The following is a 15,201-nucleotide window of genomic DNA, read 5'->3' as shown; positions in this document are numbered from 1 at the left end:
TGGATGCCTACTAACCAAGAATTCGGCCAAGAGCTTTGGACAAGAGAGACGGTATTGCCGGACCCGTCTACCATTGCTGCAATTGGTCGTCACCATGACCTCAAAAGTGCCATAGCGGACTTAGTTGATAACTCAATCGATGCAGATGCGACTCACGTCCGGGTGCGTTTCGTCCAGCGTGGGAGTAATATTCTAGCGCTTCAGATTATCGACAACGGAAAAGGGATGTCCTCCGTAGAGCTCAAGAAAGCAATGACTTTTGGAGCTAAAAGAGAATATAAGTCCGCGGATTTAGGGTATTTTGGCCTTGGTCTGAAAGTCGCCTCGTTATCGCAGGCCGATTCATTCGCAGTTTATTCCCGTCAGGAATGGGGGCAATCTGTAGGACGTCGAATGGATCAGTCGGTTAGTAGTGATTTTAGCGTAGACGTATTGGAAGAGGGACACGCCAGCCGAAAACTCGACGATGTGCCAGGGCTAGAGTTGGTGCACGGAACACTCGTCGAATGGAGAGGCCTATTAGACGTCATTCATACGTCTGAAATAGGTGACTTAATCGAGTGGCGGACTTCGAAGCTACGAGCTATTCGAGAACATTTGGGGATAATATTTCATCGTCGCCTGCAGGAGAGAAAAGTCTGCATAGATATTGACACTTACGATGTCGACCGTCGTAAGACTTTACCGCCAACGCTGGTTGACCCTATTGATCCGTTCGAAGATTCGCTTGAGCGCAATGGCTACCCCCAAGATTTTATAGTTGATTTACCCGATGGCACATCATGCAAAATTGAAGCGCATATTTTTTTGCCTCGTCTTGGATCTTCGTCGTTTAATTTATATGGTGAGCCTGGCGAATCAAGTCAAGGTGTTTTTTTATACCGCCGGGGAAGGCTGCTATCAGTTGGGCAGAATTGGGCAGGACTCCGCGTCCCCAAGAAAGACTTCGGACTTGGCCGGATCAAAATTGAGCTAGACGATTCCAACGAACATTTTATTTCTCTTAATTCGGAAAAGATTGCGCCAATCTATTCTGAGGACTTCATGAGTGCAATGTCCAAGTCGCATACTCCCGAACAATCCGCGCGATATTTAGATACATATTTCGTTGATTTAATACGACTACAAAAAGAATCGAGAAGGACTAAACGAAAAGAAATAAGGCTCGTAGAGCCGTCTCGTGGAATTAACCCTTCAGTAATTTCTCAGTTGGAAAGTTTGCAATATTTTGATGACTGCGATCCAATAGAACTTCGATTAGTAACCTTGCCATCAAATGAGCTCTTTCGGGCGGATCGTGTGGCTCGAAGAATAGATCTCAGCGTTGAATGGGTTCGTAGATTTTACGGCTTAGAACGTAGGCTCAATAATGGAGATGCCCAGCTCCTAAAAGTGTTTCTGTACTTTCTACTAGAGACCGATTTTAAAGTTGAGCAACGTTGGAGCCCGCAACGTGAAGAAAGGCACCGACTGATGAATGCGGTTCTAATGGAAGCTATTGCAGAAGACTTCGATCCATCCTCATCGACAGATAACGGTAGGCAATGACTAGTAATTCGCGGGATATACATGCCAGATTGGACCCCCAAACTGTAGAGCGCTATTTCAACTCGACGAATACAGTGGTGCATCTACTCAGCAATAACCCGAGATGTGAGCTTCGAGTTGATCCGTCGACACAGAGTATTCAGTTGTTAGTTCCTAACGATTTTTCTGAACCCGATGTTGGATATTTTGAAAATATAAAGGTTGATTACCTCGCTGATGTAAATTTTTACCGAATTACACTGTATGCAGACGGGATGCACTATGCCGCCTACTCATTCATTGCGCAAATCGTAGAAGAATTGCACAAGGGAAACCACTTATCTATTGCTATCGCACAAAGTATTGATGAGCACAGACTTTTGCTTCAGAACCGGAAAATCTTGAGTGCTGAAATGCAAACCGGGCTCATTGGAGAACTTCTGCTTTTAGCCTACCTTTGCAGCGTCGACCCGATATCTGCGTTGTCGTCGTGGATCGGTCCGCAAGCCGAACAGCATGATTTTGCCTTCGGTTCGTTCGATCTTGAAGTCAAAACAACTACAGGTGAAAATCGCATTCATCGTATCGGTTCGGCTAATCAACTAGAAGCTTCGTCTAATCGGGAGTTATGGTTTCTTTCCATCCAAATCACAGCGGCGGGATCAGCGCGGAACGGGTTCGGGCTGACTACGTTAATAAACGTTATCCGAAAATATCTCGGGCCACATACAACTCAATTCAATGACTATTTGAACTGTCTTGGTTGGTGGGACAAGGACATCGATTCGTACAAAGCGAGATATGTATTGCGGTCGGTACCAGCATTTTTCTTAGTGAATGAGCAGTTTCCGGCACTGCGTAACTCGACCTTAAGTAAGGGAATCTGTCATTACGAGTATCTTTCTGATATTTCGTACAGAACCGATATCTCTCATTTGATGGCGCAGCGGGCCCCTGATCCACTTACCGAATTCCTAAACTATACAGACGCCCATTTTGGAGGTTTAAATGCCAAGCTCTGACATAACTGTGGATGCCGTGACGAGCGCGATTGCGATGATTGCTGAGAAAGCTCCAAAGTATCTTCTCAACCGTGTTAATTTCACATTAGAAGAAGACGGGGAAGTAGCCCTATCCGGTGAAGAGCTCATTAGACTTCTGACTATTGAAGGTGACCCGAATGATCCTATTCAAGTTGAGTTTCGGTTGGCTCTCTCTCGATGGGATCAGACAACTGATGCTCTTTGGCTGGATGGCGCCTCTACAGCAGTAGCCAAACCAAAAGGGCGAGAACGTCGTGCTTATATTCTCAGGAAACTCGGTTTTGATGAACGCGACGCGGGGGCCATAAACTCCTATTACCCCATAATAAATGGTGGGGTTATCGTGTCTGCTCCGCGTGATGGCCGATGGCCGTGGTATTCGACAGACCGTCGCTCGCGGAGCCATTACTGGGATGTGTATCGGGGAGTTCTCAAACGACGTGGTTTTGATGGTGATGCGATTGCGGCGCTGGATGAATCTACAACTGAAATAGTCAGCAGATTTGCAGATCCAAGTTGGGACGAAACTTATCAGACCAAGGGGCTGGTAGTAGGTCACGTTCAGAGCGGAAAGACGGCGAACTTCACCGGCACCATTGCTAAGGCCATCGATGCTGGCTACAGACTCATAATAGTTTTGACAGGCACATTGGAGCTGCTGAGAAGCCAGACTCAACGCCGACTTGATAAAGAACTCGTTGGCTTCGAAAATATTGTTGGCGGGATAGACCTTACCGATGAAGCTTTGGCTCGTGAGAACATCGACTATATTGCAAACGATGATTCGGATTGGTTAGCTGACGGTAAATTCGTGAAATTTGGTTACGACCCGGAAAGTGTACCTGGGGTACCCCATATTATCCGTCTCACCAAGAGTACTGATGACTATAAATCCCTTAAAGCAGGTCTTTCGACACTAGACTACAAATCTCATATCCGGAATCCGAAACAAAAAATTTTCCATCCGGATAATTTGTGGGATACACCGGTACGTCTCGTTGTTATTAAGAAAAATGGCCCAGTACTACGAAAGCTCATCAAAGACCTCAAACAAATTAGAGGAAACACCCAAGATTACCCCGCCCTAATTATTGATGACGAAGCGGATCAGGCCGGCATCAATACAAGGAAGCCACCAGTGAAGTTAACTAAGGAAGAAGAGGAGGAGGAAAAGAAGCAAGCACGTGAACGAACAGCAATCAACAGGCTACTGTCAGATCTTCTAGGGATACTGCCCCGTGCCCAGTACGTTGGCTATACCGCAACACCGTTTGCTAATGTTTTTGTCGATCCACTAGATGCCGATGATATTTACCCTAAAGACTTCATCTTTAGTCTTAAACCACCAGCAGCATATATGGGTGGGAGCTCTTTTCACGATCGAAATACAATTTTTGAGCCCGATGAAATTAAAACTCCTAGGCTTAGCAACCAGGCCGCGTACGTTCGAGACATTAATTCGAATTGGATCTCTGAAGAATTACGACGAAATGAGATGCAGCACGCTGTTGATTCCTTCGTGCTCACAGGTGGAATTAAGCTATGGAGAGAAGCACGCGGCAGTCTCGGAGATTTTAAGCATCATACGATGTTGTTTCATGAGTCCGTCAAACAGGTGGAGCACGACTCGTTAGCGCGTGAAATTCATGCCTTATGGAGGAAATCTGACTATTTAGGATTCGATGGGTATGACCGACTTCAAGAATTGTGGTCAAGAGATTTCAGTCCGGTTATGCAGGAGCTGCAGCTCAGGACCGATTCTGAGTACCCGGATCCAAGACTTCACGCAGTCCCCGCATCCTTTGACGATGTCGCTGTCTACCTTCCGGAGGTTATTAAGCGTATTGAATCTGGAAGCGGTCCAATCGTTGTAGTCAATGGAGATAAAGAGAGCGAATATACTCAGGCTGGCGCGGATTTCCAGAAGGGATCTGTCTGGAAGCTGCTTGTAGGTGGAGCAAAGCTTTCGCGTGGCTACACCATCGAGGGTCTAACAATCACCTGGTATTCGCGGAAGGCTTTGGCAGCCGACACGCTTATGCAGATGGGCCGTTGGTTCGGATATCGACCAGGTTATCGTGATCTAGTACGTCTCTATATTGGTCGTAATGTAGTAGCGTCAGCAAGTAATTCGAAGACCTACGATCTTTATGAGGCTTTTGAATCGATGATTTCGGATGAAGAGGAATTTCGAGATCAACTTGAACAGTTTGCCGAACTGGATGAACATGGCCAACCACAAGTTCGACCGATTGACATTCCACCCCTGGTCTCTCAGAGTCTTCCTTGGCTACGACCTACAGCGCGTAACCGAATGTATAACGCTAAGATCGTGCAGTATGCGAAAGGCGATCGATTCAAGGATTTCTTCTACATGACTTCTAGAAATCCGAAGGAATCTAAAAACCGTGAAAATCTAGTTGCCATCGCACCAGTTCTTGGACTTCTTACGCAGGAGGAAGTCTTTTGTTATGAAACTTCAACAAATAAACAGTCAAGTTACAGGGCGCGCACTGGATTGATTCCTGCACAGGTAATTGTTGATGCATTGTCCTCATTTGTCTGGGGTAAGCCCGGGCTTGCAGATGCTGATATTGAATTTGTCAGAGATGCGATTAACAGAGGAACCATCACAAACTTCAAGGTCGTTCTCCCAATCCCTACTAGAGATCATGTTAGTAGGATGATTGATCTGCCTGAAACGGGGGCAAGCCAGTTTCCGATTGTTGAAAGGCAGCGGCGTGACCGTGGTGATTTTTCAGGTTCCTCTCGGTGGACACGAATGCCTCTCGAATCCAGTTTCACTCGTCAGAAAGCTGACAGTGATAGTGCTTCGCGCACTACTGGAGCCATAATAATCACTTTATCCGCTGATCAGTGGGACGGAAAAAGGGCTTTTTCTAACCCAGAGGATCTCGCGCTGGGAGCGGTAGCCCCTGAGGACATAGCAACACTATTTTCGTGGGCGATCCCGCATGACGCGGCTCCGAAAGGAAAAGCAGGATTTAGTGTTCGGTCGGAGGAGAACCCACTATCTCCGACAGTGGGAATATAGGAGTGAATTAGTTGTATTGATCAGAGCATCATTACCTTGACAATTTGTGTTGGGATCAAGAGGTTTGTTGGCCGTGCTCGCCTTTGAGCGCGACCTTTGGGGAGTCCCACGGACAACAACCACTTTTATTCTGGGTCGTCAAAGGGAGTCAAACATTCTTCGTTAATGTTGCAGTTAACTTATCTTTTTTGTAGTATCTGCATCATATTTTCTGTATTTCTAGATAGGTGCGGTGCTTTTGTTCGATAGAACGTTTTTATTCTGATTGTTTTCTTGTAACTTCGGAATCATAAATGTATTAGGAGGCTTGATTCGGTGAATTGTATTCTGCAGAACTCGGGCCGCATTGGTGGCGCGTCATCAGCCGTAACAAAGTTATTCACACGGCATAATGGTTGACTGTGGCAATGAAGAAAATACTGTTCCCATTTGGGAATGAATGCGTAAGCGATGGTAACAGCACTCCTCATATTGTTGAGGATCCACTGGCAGATGCTGATTTCCAAACCGTTTATGAGTGGTTACTTTCTCAACCCATCGAAGAGCGGCTCACTGGTGCGGTCAACGACGCCATTGAATATGTACTCGATGGTGCCCGAACTTGGCGATTTGATCTGGATAGCCCTGACGTAGATTCCGACGAACGAGCGTCGCTGGGAACGAAGCTGCAGTATCGAGTATTGGACGCTCTTAATCTCAAGAAATTACCCCCACTCGACACAAACATCCTCGGTATCCCGGTTGAACTCAAAGGAACCGTGCGGAAAAACTGGATGATTCCACGCGAAGGGCAATGCCAAATATGCCTTCTAATCCAAGTCGATTCGTCGAACGATCGTTATCAGGCATTCTTAATGCGTACGCACCGTTTGTGGCTGAACGAAGGCGGAAATCAAGACAAAAAGCGTACGATTGTGGCAGAAGCGATTCGGACCTACGCACTTCCTGTCGTTCCTTGGACGCCGCTTCCACCCAATCCTTTAAAACTTTTAAAACCAGATGAGCTGGCGATCGTTTTTAATTTACGAAATGGAATCAAGCGCCGACTTACAGCATTATTCGGATTTTTGCCTGACGTTGTTATCCCACGAATTTCTATTGAGACGGTCGGCGCCAACGCAAAAGACGTCGCTCGTCGCGCTCGCCAAGCTAAACCTGATGTGTACGTTGAACATGGACTTGTGTTATTAATGGGGACCTGGCCTTTGCAACGCGAAATGGCTGCAAAGCACGGCTTCGATATCTCGAATGAAGCGTGGATAGCGCTTACTCCAGAGACACTTGGGGATGACTTTGCAGTTGCTTGGCAAATGTCGCGTGAGTCAGGTAGGGGTGAAGAACGCCTTAGCTGATGAAGGGTCTCACGTGGCGAGCGATGGCTCGCGCTAGCCCAGAAGGTACGGCATTACCAATTTGTCTCGCGATTGCGACCTTCGTACCCACCCATTGATAGTCCTCAGGGAAGTCCTGTAGCAAGCTAGCTTCGTAGTGCGTCACCACTCGATTCACGGTCTGTTCCGGGTCGCCTCTAACCCATCGTGCGTCTTCTCCGAGATATTGTCCTTGCACCCATTGGGGATGAAGGTACGAGCCCTTCTCAGGCTTGAAAAATTCGGTACGGATAGTGTGCGACGGAAAATCCCAGCGCATTCTCCCCATTACATCTGTTGTGCCGGTAGCTTTTTCGCGCCAGCATCTTGGGAGAAGATCGGTCGGCACATTGAAACGCCCACCCCCCGGCGGTACATGGGCGTAGCGCTCTAAGGATAGTGGGCGCGGGTCACGGCGGAAATGAATATCTAGTTTTCTGAAGGTTCCCGGCATCGATTCGCCAAAGAACTCTGTGGTTGATTTAGGTAATTCGCTCGATGCTGGAGTTAGAGGGAGGCCTTCGATCCGGTTTCTTACGGTTCTCCATGGAAGGAGGCCGGAACCTGGCGCGGGTTCGCGGGCATGAGTCGGTGCAGGTAAATCGATTTTTCCGACGCGTGAACCTATTATGATAGTTCGACGACGACGTTGCGCAACTCCGTAATCTGCAGCGTTAAGTACGTTGTAGGAGATTTCATAGTTCTGCAGGATACCGTTTTCAACTTCCGCGCGTAGCATTTCGAACTCGGGTGACTTGCTAAAGCGGTCGACGTTCTCAATCACAAATACCTGAGGCCTTGCTTTCAGAATAAATCTCATATATTCACGCCACAGTTGATTACGGGGGTCTTCGAGGCGTTTAAGCCCAAGGTTGGAAAAGCCCTGGCATGGGGGCCCGCCGATTATCAGATCAGCCTCGGGGATTTCTTCATCCTTGACGTCCGCGATGTCGCCAGCTCGTACGTGCTCTTCACCGAAATTTGCGGCGTACGTAGCGGCCGCGTATTTATCCCATTCAACGGCAAAGATCGGATTGAAACCCTCTTGCGCGAACCCAATGGTCATCCCGCCGCAGCCTGCGAACAGGTCGATCACCGTAGGATTTGTCATAGAATTTATCCTACCTTCCGGCACCGACTGTTCTGATATCACCAATGGTGAGCTTGCCGACTCGACATTCAACGTAGCCAAATTTGTCTTAGATTTGCACTGCGGATGATATTGGATAATCGATCTCGTCTGCGCCCCTATCGCATGGCTGCTCTGCTCCTGAGGTTAGCGTTTTTGTCATGCTGAAGGAGGCAATGAAGCTCAGCCTGGAACTTCGTGCCCTCATGTGTTCCTCGGGCCGATGCACGTGGAGAAATATTGAATTTGGTAATTGGCTGTAGAATCTCTGGCGCACATTACAAGATGTTTCGATGAACAGAAGGTTTAGTTTGTCGATAACAGATTGGAGCGGTGGGGCCACATCCCGAAGGGTCGCTCTAAACTTTTGTTTCTGCGTACCCGAGTTTGGGCGAGCATCTTTTTCAGGTGGGTTATCTACATGAAAAATACGATAGCTAGTGACATAAGTAGAGTTAGAGACGAGGACTGTCGAATTAATGTGTAGCGTGTGGAGGGCAACCTGAATTCGTTCGTGAGTTTGAATTGAAAAAAATACCTTGACGAGTGGTTGTCCGAGGTAGAAATGCGCATCTAACGACGCCAAGAATCGGGCTGCATTGGAGGCGTAGTCGTTGAGGCCAAACTTATTGGGACATATCTTGGAGGCAGGCTAATGAGCAGCGTACATCTTCTGTTGGATTGCGACACCGGTATTGATGATTCCCTTGCAGTCTCTTACTTATGTTCCTGCGACCATGTGCAGATAGAAGCGATTGTCAGCACTCCTGGAAATGTCGGAGTCGAGCAGGTCGCATCGAATAACCGAGCCCTTCTCGATCTATGCGGGAAGTCGGATGTCCACGTGATGATCGGTGCACACGCTCCTTTGCAGATCCCGCTAGTCACGACGCCCGAAACTCATGGACCGCAAGGAATGGGGTATGCGACTCTACCAACCCCCGAAACCTCTCCCGCACACCCCGGAGGCGCTGTGGACTACTGGGTCGAAGCCGCACGAACTAACCCTGGAGAGCTAACGGTTTTGCTGACCGCACCGCTCACCAACTTCGCGCTAGCTTTACGACGCGAACCAAAGTTGCCATGGCTTTTGCGGAAAGTAGTCATCATGGGTGGTGCGTTCTACTACCAAGGCAATACAACACCTACGGCCGAGTGGAACACCCACGTTGATCCGCACGCTGCCAAGGAAGTCTTCGCTGCCTATACAGCCGCAGCTGAACAAGGACTAGCGGAAGACAAGCTCCCCATTATCTGTTCGTTAGACACCACCGAGCGCTTCGAAATGCGGCCGGAATTCTTGACCCACTTGGCGGAGGAAGCCGGGTGCTCGGAACCTGAACTGGTTCTGGCCACCGATCCAGAAGGAACTCTGAGCAGCGCATCCAATCCGCTGGTACGTTATCTATCAGATGCTCTGCGCTTCTACTTCGAGTTCCACCGGCATTACGACCAGGGCTACATTGCCCACGTCCATGACTACTTCGCCGCAGGCGTAGCCGCCGGAACCCTCGACTATGAAAGTCGACCCGCCACGATTGATGTGGAAACTGAATCCGAGCTTCTTTTCGGAACCACCGTGGCCGACTTCCGAGGACTGTGGGGCAAGCCAGCAAATGCGCACGTAGTCACCGGCAACAATCCGGAAGCTGGCTTTGCCGAACTCGTTACACGATTGGGGAGCTTGGCGCGGAAATTGAACACGGACTTCTGAACTCAGCTCATGCTGAGCTAGAATTATCTACCGGGCCGAGGTGACATTAGGCCCCGCACTCGCACGCACCCAGTAGTACATGGGCGCACAGCCATACTCGTACCGAGGAATGCCTTTCTATGTCACCGAATCTGCTTTTGCCCGAAGAAACCAGCTCCCAAGTTCTGCGCCGCAGGCTCTTGGCCAGCGCTGGCACCCTGCTCCTGATCGGCACTTACCTAGTCCTAGTCATTACCCAACCCACGGGTATAGCTGAAGGACTGGGACAGGGCGTCGCACTGGTTACCTTCGCCGCCTACCTGGCCGCCGCCGTCATGCTTCTGGTCGCGGTGCTTCCGGACTTGCCGGTATCCACTCTCACGCTGATCCCAGTAGCACTGGCCCTGAACATTATTTTGGGGCAATTCGTCGGTTCCGTGATGGTTCCGCTCTACCTTGATTCCATTGGCACGGTGCTAGTCGGGTTCTTGGCGGGCCGCCGCGCCGGTGCAGCCACAGGTGTGCTCAGCACCCTGATCTGGTCGCTGTTCGCCCCGACGGTCTTGCCCTTCGCGGCTGGTGCTGCATTGGTCGGTTTCCTCGCGGGAACCGCTGCTCGTTTTGGTGCGCTGCGCCGCCCGTATCTTGCCCCTATGGCCGGTGTGGTGGCAGGTGTTCTGGTCGGTGTGGTTTCAGCTCCGGTGGCGGCCTTCGTTTTCGGCGGAACTTCGGGCGTTGGAACTGGGGCAGTGGTAGCGGCTTTCCGCTCCATGGGCGATTCGCTGCTTTCGGCCGTGACTAAGCAGGCCTTGATCTCAGACCCGGGAGATAAGGCCATTGTCTTCCTCATTGCTGCTTTGCTGATTTACGCTCTGCCCAAGCGTTTGAGCGGAAGCTTTGACTTCATCCGCCGTTACCGGGTGCTGGGCCAGCGCGGAACCAAGTAAGTCCATCCGCTATGCCCAAGTCCATCAACCTGCATCCATTTACCGTACTGGCACTGGCAGCGGCCGTCGTCACGATGGCCACCGCCGCCAACCTCTGGTGGGTGAGTTGCGCGGTCCTCACTGCCTGTGCGCTGGTTGCCGGTTGGACAGGGCATCTGCGACGGTTAGCTGTCCTGAGCGCTTCCATCCTGATTCCTACGTTCGCTTCTTTGCTTCTGATCCATGGGCTCGTCTCTCAGGATGCGTCCGGGCTCATAGCTGCAGCTGGGCCGTTCCGGGTGACTGTAAGTGGATTGGAAACTGCCATGGTTTTGGGTCTGCGCACCGCGGTGCTGGTGGTGGCAGGACTGCTCTGCACCTTGCTGATCGACAAGCATCAGCTGGTGGCGGCCATAGACTTGTCTCCGGCACCGCCTCAGGTGGGATACCTGCTGGCCGCCACGCTGTTCCTCCTGCCTCATATGGCCGAGAAACAGCGCACTATCGGCCAAGCGCAGGCACTACGCCAAGCGGGAACTGGACGTGGTCTTTCGGGTTGGTTCCAACGGGTGCGGTTGCGAGCGGTTCCGCTGGTGCTCGCCTCCTTGCAGGATGCCCATGACAGGTCGGCTCACCTGTCAGCCCGCGGTTTTCCCGCCGCCGGATCCCACGCCAGATTGCGTACCGTCGCAGATTCTGTCACCCAGCAACGTGTCCGTTGGGTTGCCTTGCTCTTCGCCGTACTGGGCCCGATAGCAATATTGGCACCCTTCTGGGGGAGTCGATGATAGAGAATCAAGAGAACTCACGCACGGAGAATTCTGTGCTGCTCGACCTCAACATAAAGCGCTTTCGCTATTCCGGTGCCGAGCTTGATTCCTTGCAGCGCATTGAGATGAATTTGGCTCCGGGCTCATTGACTGTGGTTGTCGGGGAATCCGGTTCAGGCAAGTCCACGCTGGGCGAGGTGCTCGCCGGAATCTTGCCGCGGCAGGGCGCGGACCAATGCCTGGGAACAATGAACCTAGCTGGGCAACGGATTGAATATACGGATCTGGAAAGCCAGCGCATTAATGTGGCAGGGTGGGCCAAGCACGTCGGTTTGCTTCCTCAGGAAGCTGGGCACTATCTTTCACGGATCCGTGAAAGGGTTGCCGAGGAACTCGTATTCTCGCTCGAAAACGAGGGCGTGCCACGAGAAGAGATGCGCCAGCGCATCGCTGGGCTTTCCAAGCAGCTGGGCCTAGACCATTTGCTTGAACGCGATCCTGCCAAGCTTTCTGGCGGTCAGGAACGACTCGTCGCCTTGGCAGCCTTGGCTATTTCGGAGCCTTCCGTCATGGTCTTGGATGAGCCGCTGGCGGGTTTGGACTCCTGGGCGACGGATGCAGTGACCGAAATGATTTCTCGGCTTCGCGCTGACGGCACCGCAATGGTGGTCTTGAGCCGGACTGCCAAACCGTGGGCCGACAACACAGATGCACTAGGGAAACTAGTGGATGGGCAACTAAGCAAGATCTCAGCAGAAGAACATGTGCAGCAACCCGTATCCGAGCCAACTCAGTGGCGTGCCACTCCTGGCGAAGCGGAGATTCTCTTGGACTTCAGCGGGGTCCAACTGGGTTATCCGGGGGCCGAGCGTCCAGTAGTCGACGGGCTGGATCTGCAGGTACGGGCCGGTGAATGCGTCGGGCTGGCGGGTGCGAATGGATCGGGTAAAACCACGGTGCTCAAAACAGCCGCAGGGCTGCTGCGGCCAACCGCCGGCACCCTGGCGGTATCAGCTTCTACCGGCATGCTTCTGCAGAATTCCTCCGACCAGCTATTCGAACGCACCGTATTGCGCGAGGTATCTTTTGGCCTTCCAAAGAAGGGCAAACAACGATTGCGTGTTCCGGAAGTCCTCTCGCAACTCGGATTGGAAGCTTTCGCCGAGACCCATCCCTATGAGTTGCCGGCTTCGGCACGCAGGCTCGTAGCACTAGCGACCGTCCTAGTCCGAGAACCGCAGGTTCTCCTCTTGGACGAACCAACCGAAGCCTTGGACTCTGCCGGGTTGGCATGCTTGCAAGAGGTCATCGACTCGGTGCTGAATCGCGGGGGATCGGTGCTTCTCTCCACCCACGACCAGGATTTCATGCACAGGACCGCGCACCGGGTCCATCAAATGCTAGGGACTCCCGAGTCAACTACCTCCGGGGCCTAGGTTCGGGCCAGACTCTTACCCATTACCTCTTCTGAACCGGCTGCACCGCTGAAAGCACTTGCTCCGTGGGCCCAGAGGCGAGTGCAGTGTCCCACGCGTCACCTTCTGCCGGATCGCGGAATAGAGCCGCGCCTGAGCTGGTTGGATGAGATACCTACAATCTTCAGGAGTTTCACCTATGGATCTGTTCTCACCGATTACCCTCGGGGACCTCAAGCTTTCAAATCGCCTGGTTATGGCACCTTTGACACGATCACGTTCACGCGAAGACGGAGTGCCCAACGAGCAAGTAGTCGAGTACTACCGTCAACGCGCCTCCATGGGTCTGATTGTCAGCGAAGGTGTTTACCCCAGCGTCACCGGGCAGGGATTTGTCCGTCAGCCCGGTCTGGCCACTGAGGAACAGATTGCCGGGTGGAAAAAGGTCACCGATGCCGTGCATGCTGAAGGCGGATTGATCGTGGCACAGGTGATGCATGCAGGGCGGGTGACTCATCCGGAAACTACCGGGATTGATCACGTGGTTGCCCCCAGCGCCATTGCGGTGGAAGGCCAATCACGCACCTACACCGGCAAACATGACTACCCGGTACCGCACGCACTGACCAGCGACGAGCTTCCGGGCATCATTGAAGAATTTGTGCGGGGATCCCGCAATGCCATCGCTGCCGGGTTTGACGGCGTCGAGCTGCACGGTGCCAACGGGTATCTTCTCCATGAGTTCCTCGCACCGAGCTCCAACACCCGAACTGACGCGTATGGCGGATCACCAGAGAACCGTGCACGCTTTGTCATCGAGGTCGTCACCGCCGTGGCCAAAGAGATCGGCGCGGGAAAGACTGGTCTGCGCATTTCACCTGAGCACAACGTGCAAAGTGCAGTAGAAAATGACGCCGCGGACGTCGCTGCCACCTATCAGACATTGCTTGAAGGAATCGCTCCGCTGGGTCTGGCCGCACTGAGCATTCTGCATAAGGATCCGTCCGGTGAGCTGGTCCAGTCATTGCGTACCGCTTTTGGCGGTCCGGTATTGATCAACACCGGTTTCCAGACGATCACCACCTACGAAGATGCAGCGACGGTGGCTGCCGGAGGCTGGGGAGACGCAGTAGTTGTTGGCCGTCCGGCTATTTCAAATCCAGACTTGGTACGCCGCTGGCGCGAGGAACTGCCGCTGAATGAACCGGATGCCTCCACGTTCTACACGGAGGGACCGCAGGGCTACACGGATTACCCGTTCTGGCAGAACTAGCAGTGACTCTTTAGACCACTCAGACCCCACTCACCGAGACTTCTCGGTGAGTGGGGTCTGAACGTTTATTCGTTGGTTATGCCCCTTGCTCCGAGGCTAGCCAAACCACGGCTTTTCGGCCGCTTTGAGCGTCCCATCATTTTTAGACATGTTCAGCCACTGATCCACGTACTCTTGGAATTCATCGTCACCCAGCGGCAAGAGATAGGCCTTTTGAGAGAAATTGAATGGCTTATCTGGATGTACCGCACACAGCTCTGGATGCTCATTGGCGACCCACCGAGTTTCTGATGCGTCGGTGGTCATCACGTCAGCACGTCCGGCGATAATCTCATCAAAGATCTTGTTGTTGTCTTCGAATCGAATGATCTCTCCGTCCGAGTAATGCTCGTCAGCAAACTTCTCGTTGGTTCCACCAATCGGAGTAATCGACCGGACTCCGGGTTTATTGATTTCCTTGATGGTGTCGTACTTCTCCACGTTTTCACACAGTGTGATGGGAGTCTTTCCCTCGTCCAAGGTGGCTTCGCTGAAATAAGCCTGTTGTGAGCGTTCCAAGGAAATCGAAACGCCACCCACTGCGAGATCACACTTGGATTTGAAGTCTGGCATCAGATCTTTCCATGTGGTCTGAATGAACTCGGGTTCGGCGCCAAGCGACTGGGCAAGATTCTTGGCCATCGTGATGTCGATACCTGACCATTCACCGGACTTGGGATCCAGATATGTGAATGGCCGGTAATCGCCAGTCGTGCAGACCTTGAGCGTTCCCGAGTCGCTGATGGTAGTCAGCCGACTGTCCTGGGCTACTGGGTCTTTGTCGTCGCCGGCGCCGGGGTCCTGGGCGGGAGCCGAGCATCCGGAGAGGAGCAGCGTGGCGCCGAGTGCTAGCAATGGTAACTGGCGGGCGATGGTTGGTTTCTTCTGTGGCTTGTCGCTCATAAACCATCAACCTATAAGGGCTGAAGGCGCAGGCACAAGAATTCTGGCTTTTCTTACG

The 15,201-nt window shown here is 51.9% G+C and carries 11 protein-coding genes; 9 read left to right on the top strand and 2 right to left on the bottom strand.

What is annotated here, in order from left to right:
• Window positions 1-3 precede the first annotated feature (3 nt).
• The 4 genes from IEX04_RS02735 (at window position 4) to IEX04_RS02720 (ending at window position 6,977) form a co-directional block, all read left to right on the top strand.
• Window positions 4-1,548 (top strand): ATP-binding protein, encoded by a 1,545-nt coding sequence (locus IEX04_RS02735; protein ID WP_188683506.1) that lies wholly within the window; start codon window positions 4-6, stop codon window positions 1,546-1,548.
• Complete coding sequence (locus IEX04_RS02730) at window positions 1,545-2,549, top strand: PD-(D/E)XK motif protein (protein WP_188683504.1); 1,005 nt, start codon at window positions 1,545-1,547, stop codon at window positions 2,547-2,549. Before IEX04_RS02735 ends, IEX04_RS02730 begins: the two co-directional genes overlap by 4 nt.
• The gene (locus tag IEX04_RS02725; protein ID WP_188683502.1) at window positions 2,536-5,625 is read left to right on the top strand and encodes a Z1 domain-containing protein; all 3,090 of its coding nucleotides are present in this window, start codon (window positions 2,536-2,538) and stop codon (window positions 5,623-5,625) included. The genes IEX04_RS02730 and IEX04_RS02725 overlap by 14 nt, the downstream gene beginning before the upstream one ends.
• Before the next feature lie 407 nt (window positions 5,626-6,032).
• On the top strand, window positions 6,033-6,977 hold the full coding sequence (locus IEX04_RS02720) for a NaeI family type II restriction endonuclease (RefSeq protein WP_188683500.1): 945 nt from the start codon (window positions 6,033-6,035) through the stop codon (window positions 6,975-6,977).
• Here the strand turns inward: IEX04_RS02720 and IEX04_RS02715 are convergent.
• Complete coding sequence (locus tag IEX04_RS02715) at window positions 6,970-8,106, bottom strand: DNA cytosine methyltransferase (protein ID WP_188683498.1); 1,137 nt, start codon at window positions 8,104-8,106, stop codon at window positions 6,970-6,972. The genes IEX04_RS02720 and IEX04_RS02715 overlap by 8 nt on opposite strands.
• A 673-nt stretch (window positions 8,107-8,779) precedes the next feature.
• On the opposite strand from IEX04_RS02715, the gene IEX04_RS02710 reads away from it, so the two are divergent.
• The 5 genes from IEX04_RS02710 (at window position 8,780) to IEX04_RS02690 (ending at window position 14,201) form a co-directional block, all read left to right on the top strand.
• Window positions 8,780-9,838, top strand: a complete 1,059-nt coding sequence (locus IEX04_RS02710; protein ID WP_188683496.1) for a nucleoside hydrolase — start codon at window positions 8,780-8,782, stop codon at window positions 9,836-9,838.
• Window positions 9,839-9,957: 119 nt separating this feature from the next.
• Complete coding sequence (locus IEX04_RS02705; RefSeq protein WP_188683494.1) at window positions 9,958-10,764, top strand: ECF transporter S component; 807 nt, start codon at window positions 9,958-9,960, stop codon at window positions 10,762-10,764.
• Window positions 10,765-10,775: 11 nt separating this feature from the next.
• Window positions 10,776-11,531 carry an energy-coupling factor transporter transmembrane component T family protein gene (locus IEX04_RS02700; protein WP_188683492.1) on the top strand — a complete coding sequence of 252 codons (756 nt, stop codon included), beginning with the start codon at window positions 10,776-10,778 and terminating at the stop codon, window positions 11,529-11,531.
• Window positions 11,528-12,949 (top strand): ABC transporter ATP-binding protein, encoded by a 1,422-nt coding sequence (locus IEX04_RS02695; RefSeq protein WP_188683490.1) that lies wholly within the window; start codon window positions 11,528-11,530, stop codon window positions 12,947-12,949. The genes IEX04_RS02700 and IEX04_RS02695 overlap by 4 nt, the downstream gene beginning before the upstream one ends.
• A gap of 178 nt (window positions 12,950-13,127) precedes the next feature.
• Complete coding sequence (locus IEX04_RS02690) at window positions 13,128-14,201, top strand: alkene reductase (RefSeq protein ID WP_096254428.1); 1,074 nt, start codon at window positions 13,128-13,130, stop codon at window positions 14,199-14,201.
• A 96-nt stretch (window positions 14,202-14,297) separates the two neighbouring features.
• Here the strand turns inward: IEX04_RS02690 and IEX04_RS02685 are convergent, their stop codons facing one another.
• On the bottom strand, window positions 14,298-15,143 hold the full coding sequence (locus IEX04_RS02685; protein ID WP_096254429.1) for a transporter substrate-binding domain-containing protein: 846 nt from the start codon (window positions 15,141-15,143) through the stop codon (window positions 14,298-14,300).
• Window positions 15,144-15,201 lie beyond the last annotated feature (58 nt).

The organism is Glutamicibacter ardleyensis, from assembly GCF_014644555.1.
Lineage (GTDB): Bacteria > Actinomycetota > Actinomycetes > Actinomycetales > Micrococcaceae > Glutamicibacter > Glutamicibacter bergerei.
This window is presented reverse-complemented; position numbering and strand designations above follow the sequence as displayed.

Excerpts from the sequence above, each read along its gene's own strand:
- IEX04_RS02725 (WP_188683502.1), top strand. The coding sequence starts at position 2,536 with ATGCCAAGCTCTGACATAACTGTGGATGCCGTGACGAGCGCGATTGCG.
- IEX04_RS02690 (WP_096254428.1), top strand. The coding sequence starts at position 13,128 with ATGGATCTGTTCTCACCGATTACCCTCGGGGACCTCAAGCTTTCAAAT.
- IEX04_RS02715 (WP_188683498.1), bottom strand. The coding sequence starts at position 8,106 with ATGACAAATCCTACGGTGATCGACCTGTTCGCAGGCTGCGGCGGGATG.
- IEX04_RS02735 (WP_188683506.1), top strand. The coding sequence starts at position 4 with ATGCCTACTAACCAAGAATTCGGCCAAGAGCTTTGGACAAGAGAGACG.
- IEX04_RS02685 (WP_096254429.1), bottom strand. The coding sequence starts at position 15,143 with ATGAGCGACAAGCCACAGAAGAAACCAACCATCGCCCGCCAGTTACCA.
- IEX04_RS02720 (WP_188683500.1), top strand. The coding sequence starts at position 6,033 with ATGAAGAAAATACTGTTCCCATTTGGGAATGAATGCGTAAGCGATGGT.
- IEX04_RS02700 (WP_188683492.1), top strand. The coding sequence starts at position 10,776 with ATGCCCAAGTCCATCAACCTGCATCCATTTACCGTACTGGCACTGGCA.
- IEX04_RS02730 (WP_188683504.1), top strand. The coding sequence starts at position 1,545 with ATGACTAGTAATTCGCGGGATATACATGCCAGATTGGACCCCCAAACT.
- IEX04_RS02695 (WP_188683490.1), top strand. The coding sequence starts at position 11,528 with ATGATAGAGAATCAAGAGAACTCACGCACGGAGAATTCTGTGCTGCTC.
- IEX04_RS02710 (WP_188683496.1), top strand. The coding sequence starts at position 8,780 with ATGAGCAGCGTACATCTTCTGTTGGATTGCGACACCGGTATTGATGAT.
- IEX04_RS02705 (WP_188683494.1), top strand. The coding sequence starts at position 9,958 with ATGTCACCGAATCTGCTTTTGCCCGAAGAAACCAGCTCCCAAGTTCTG.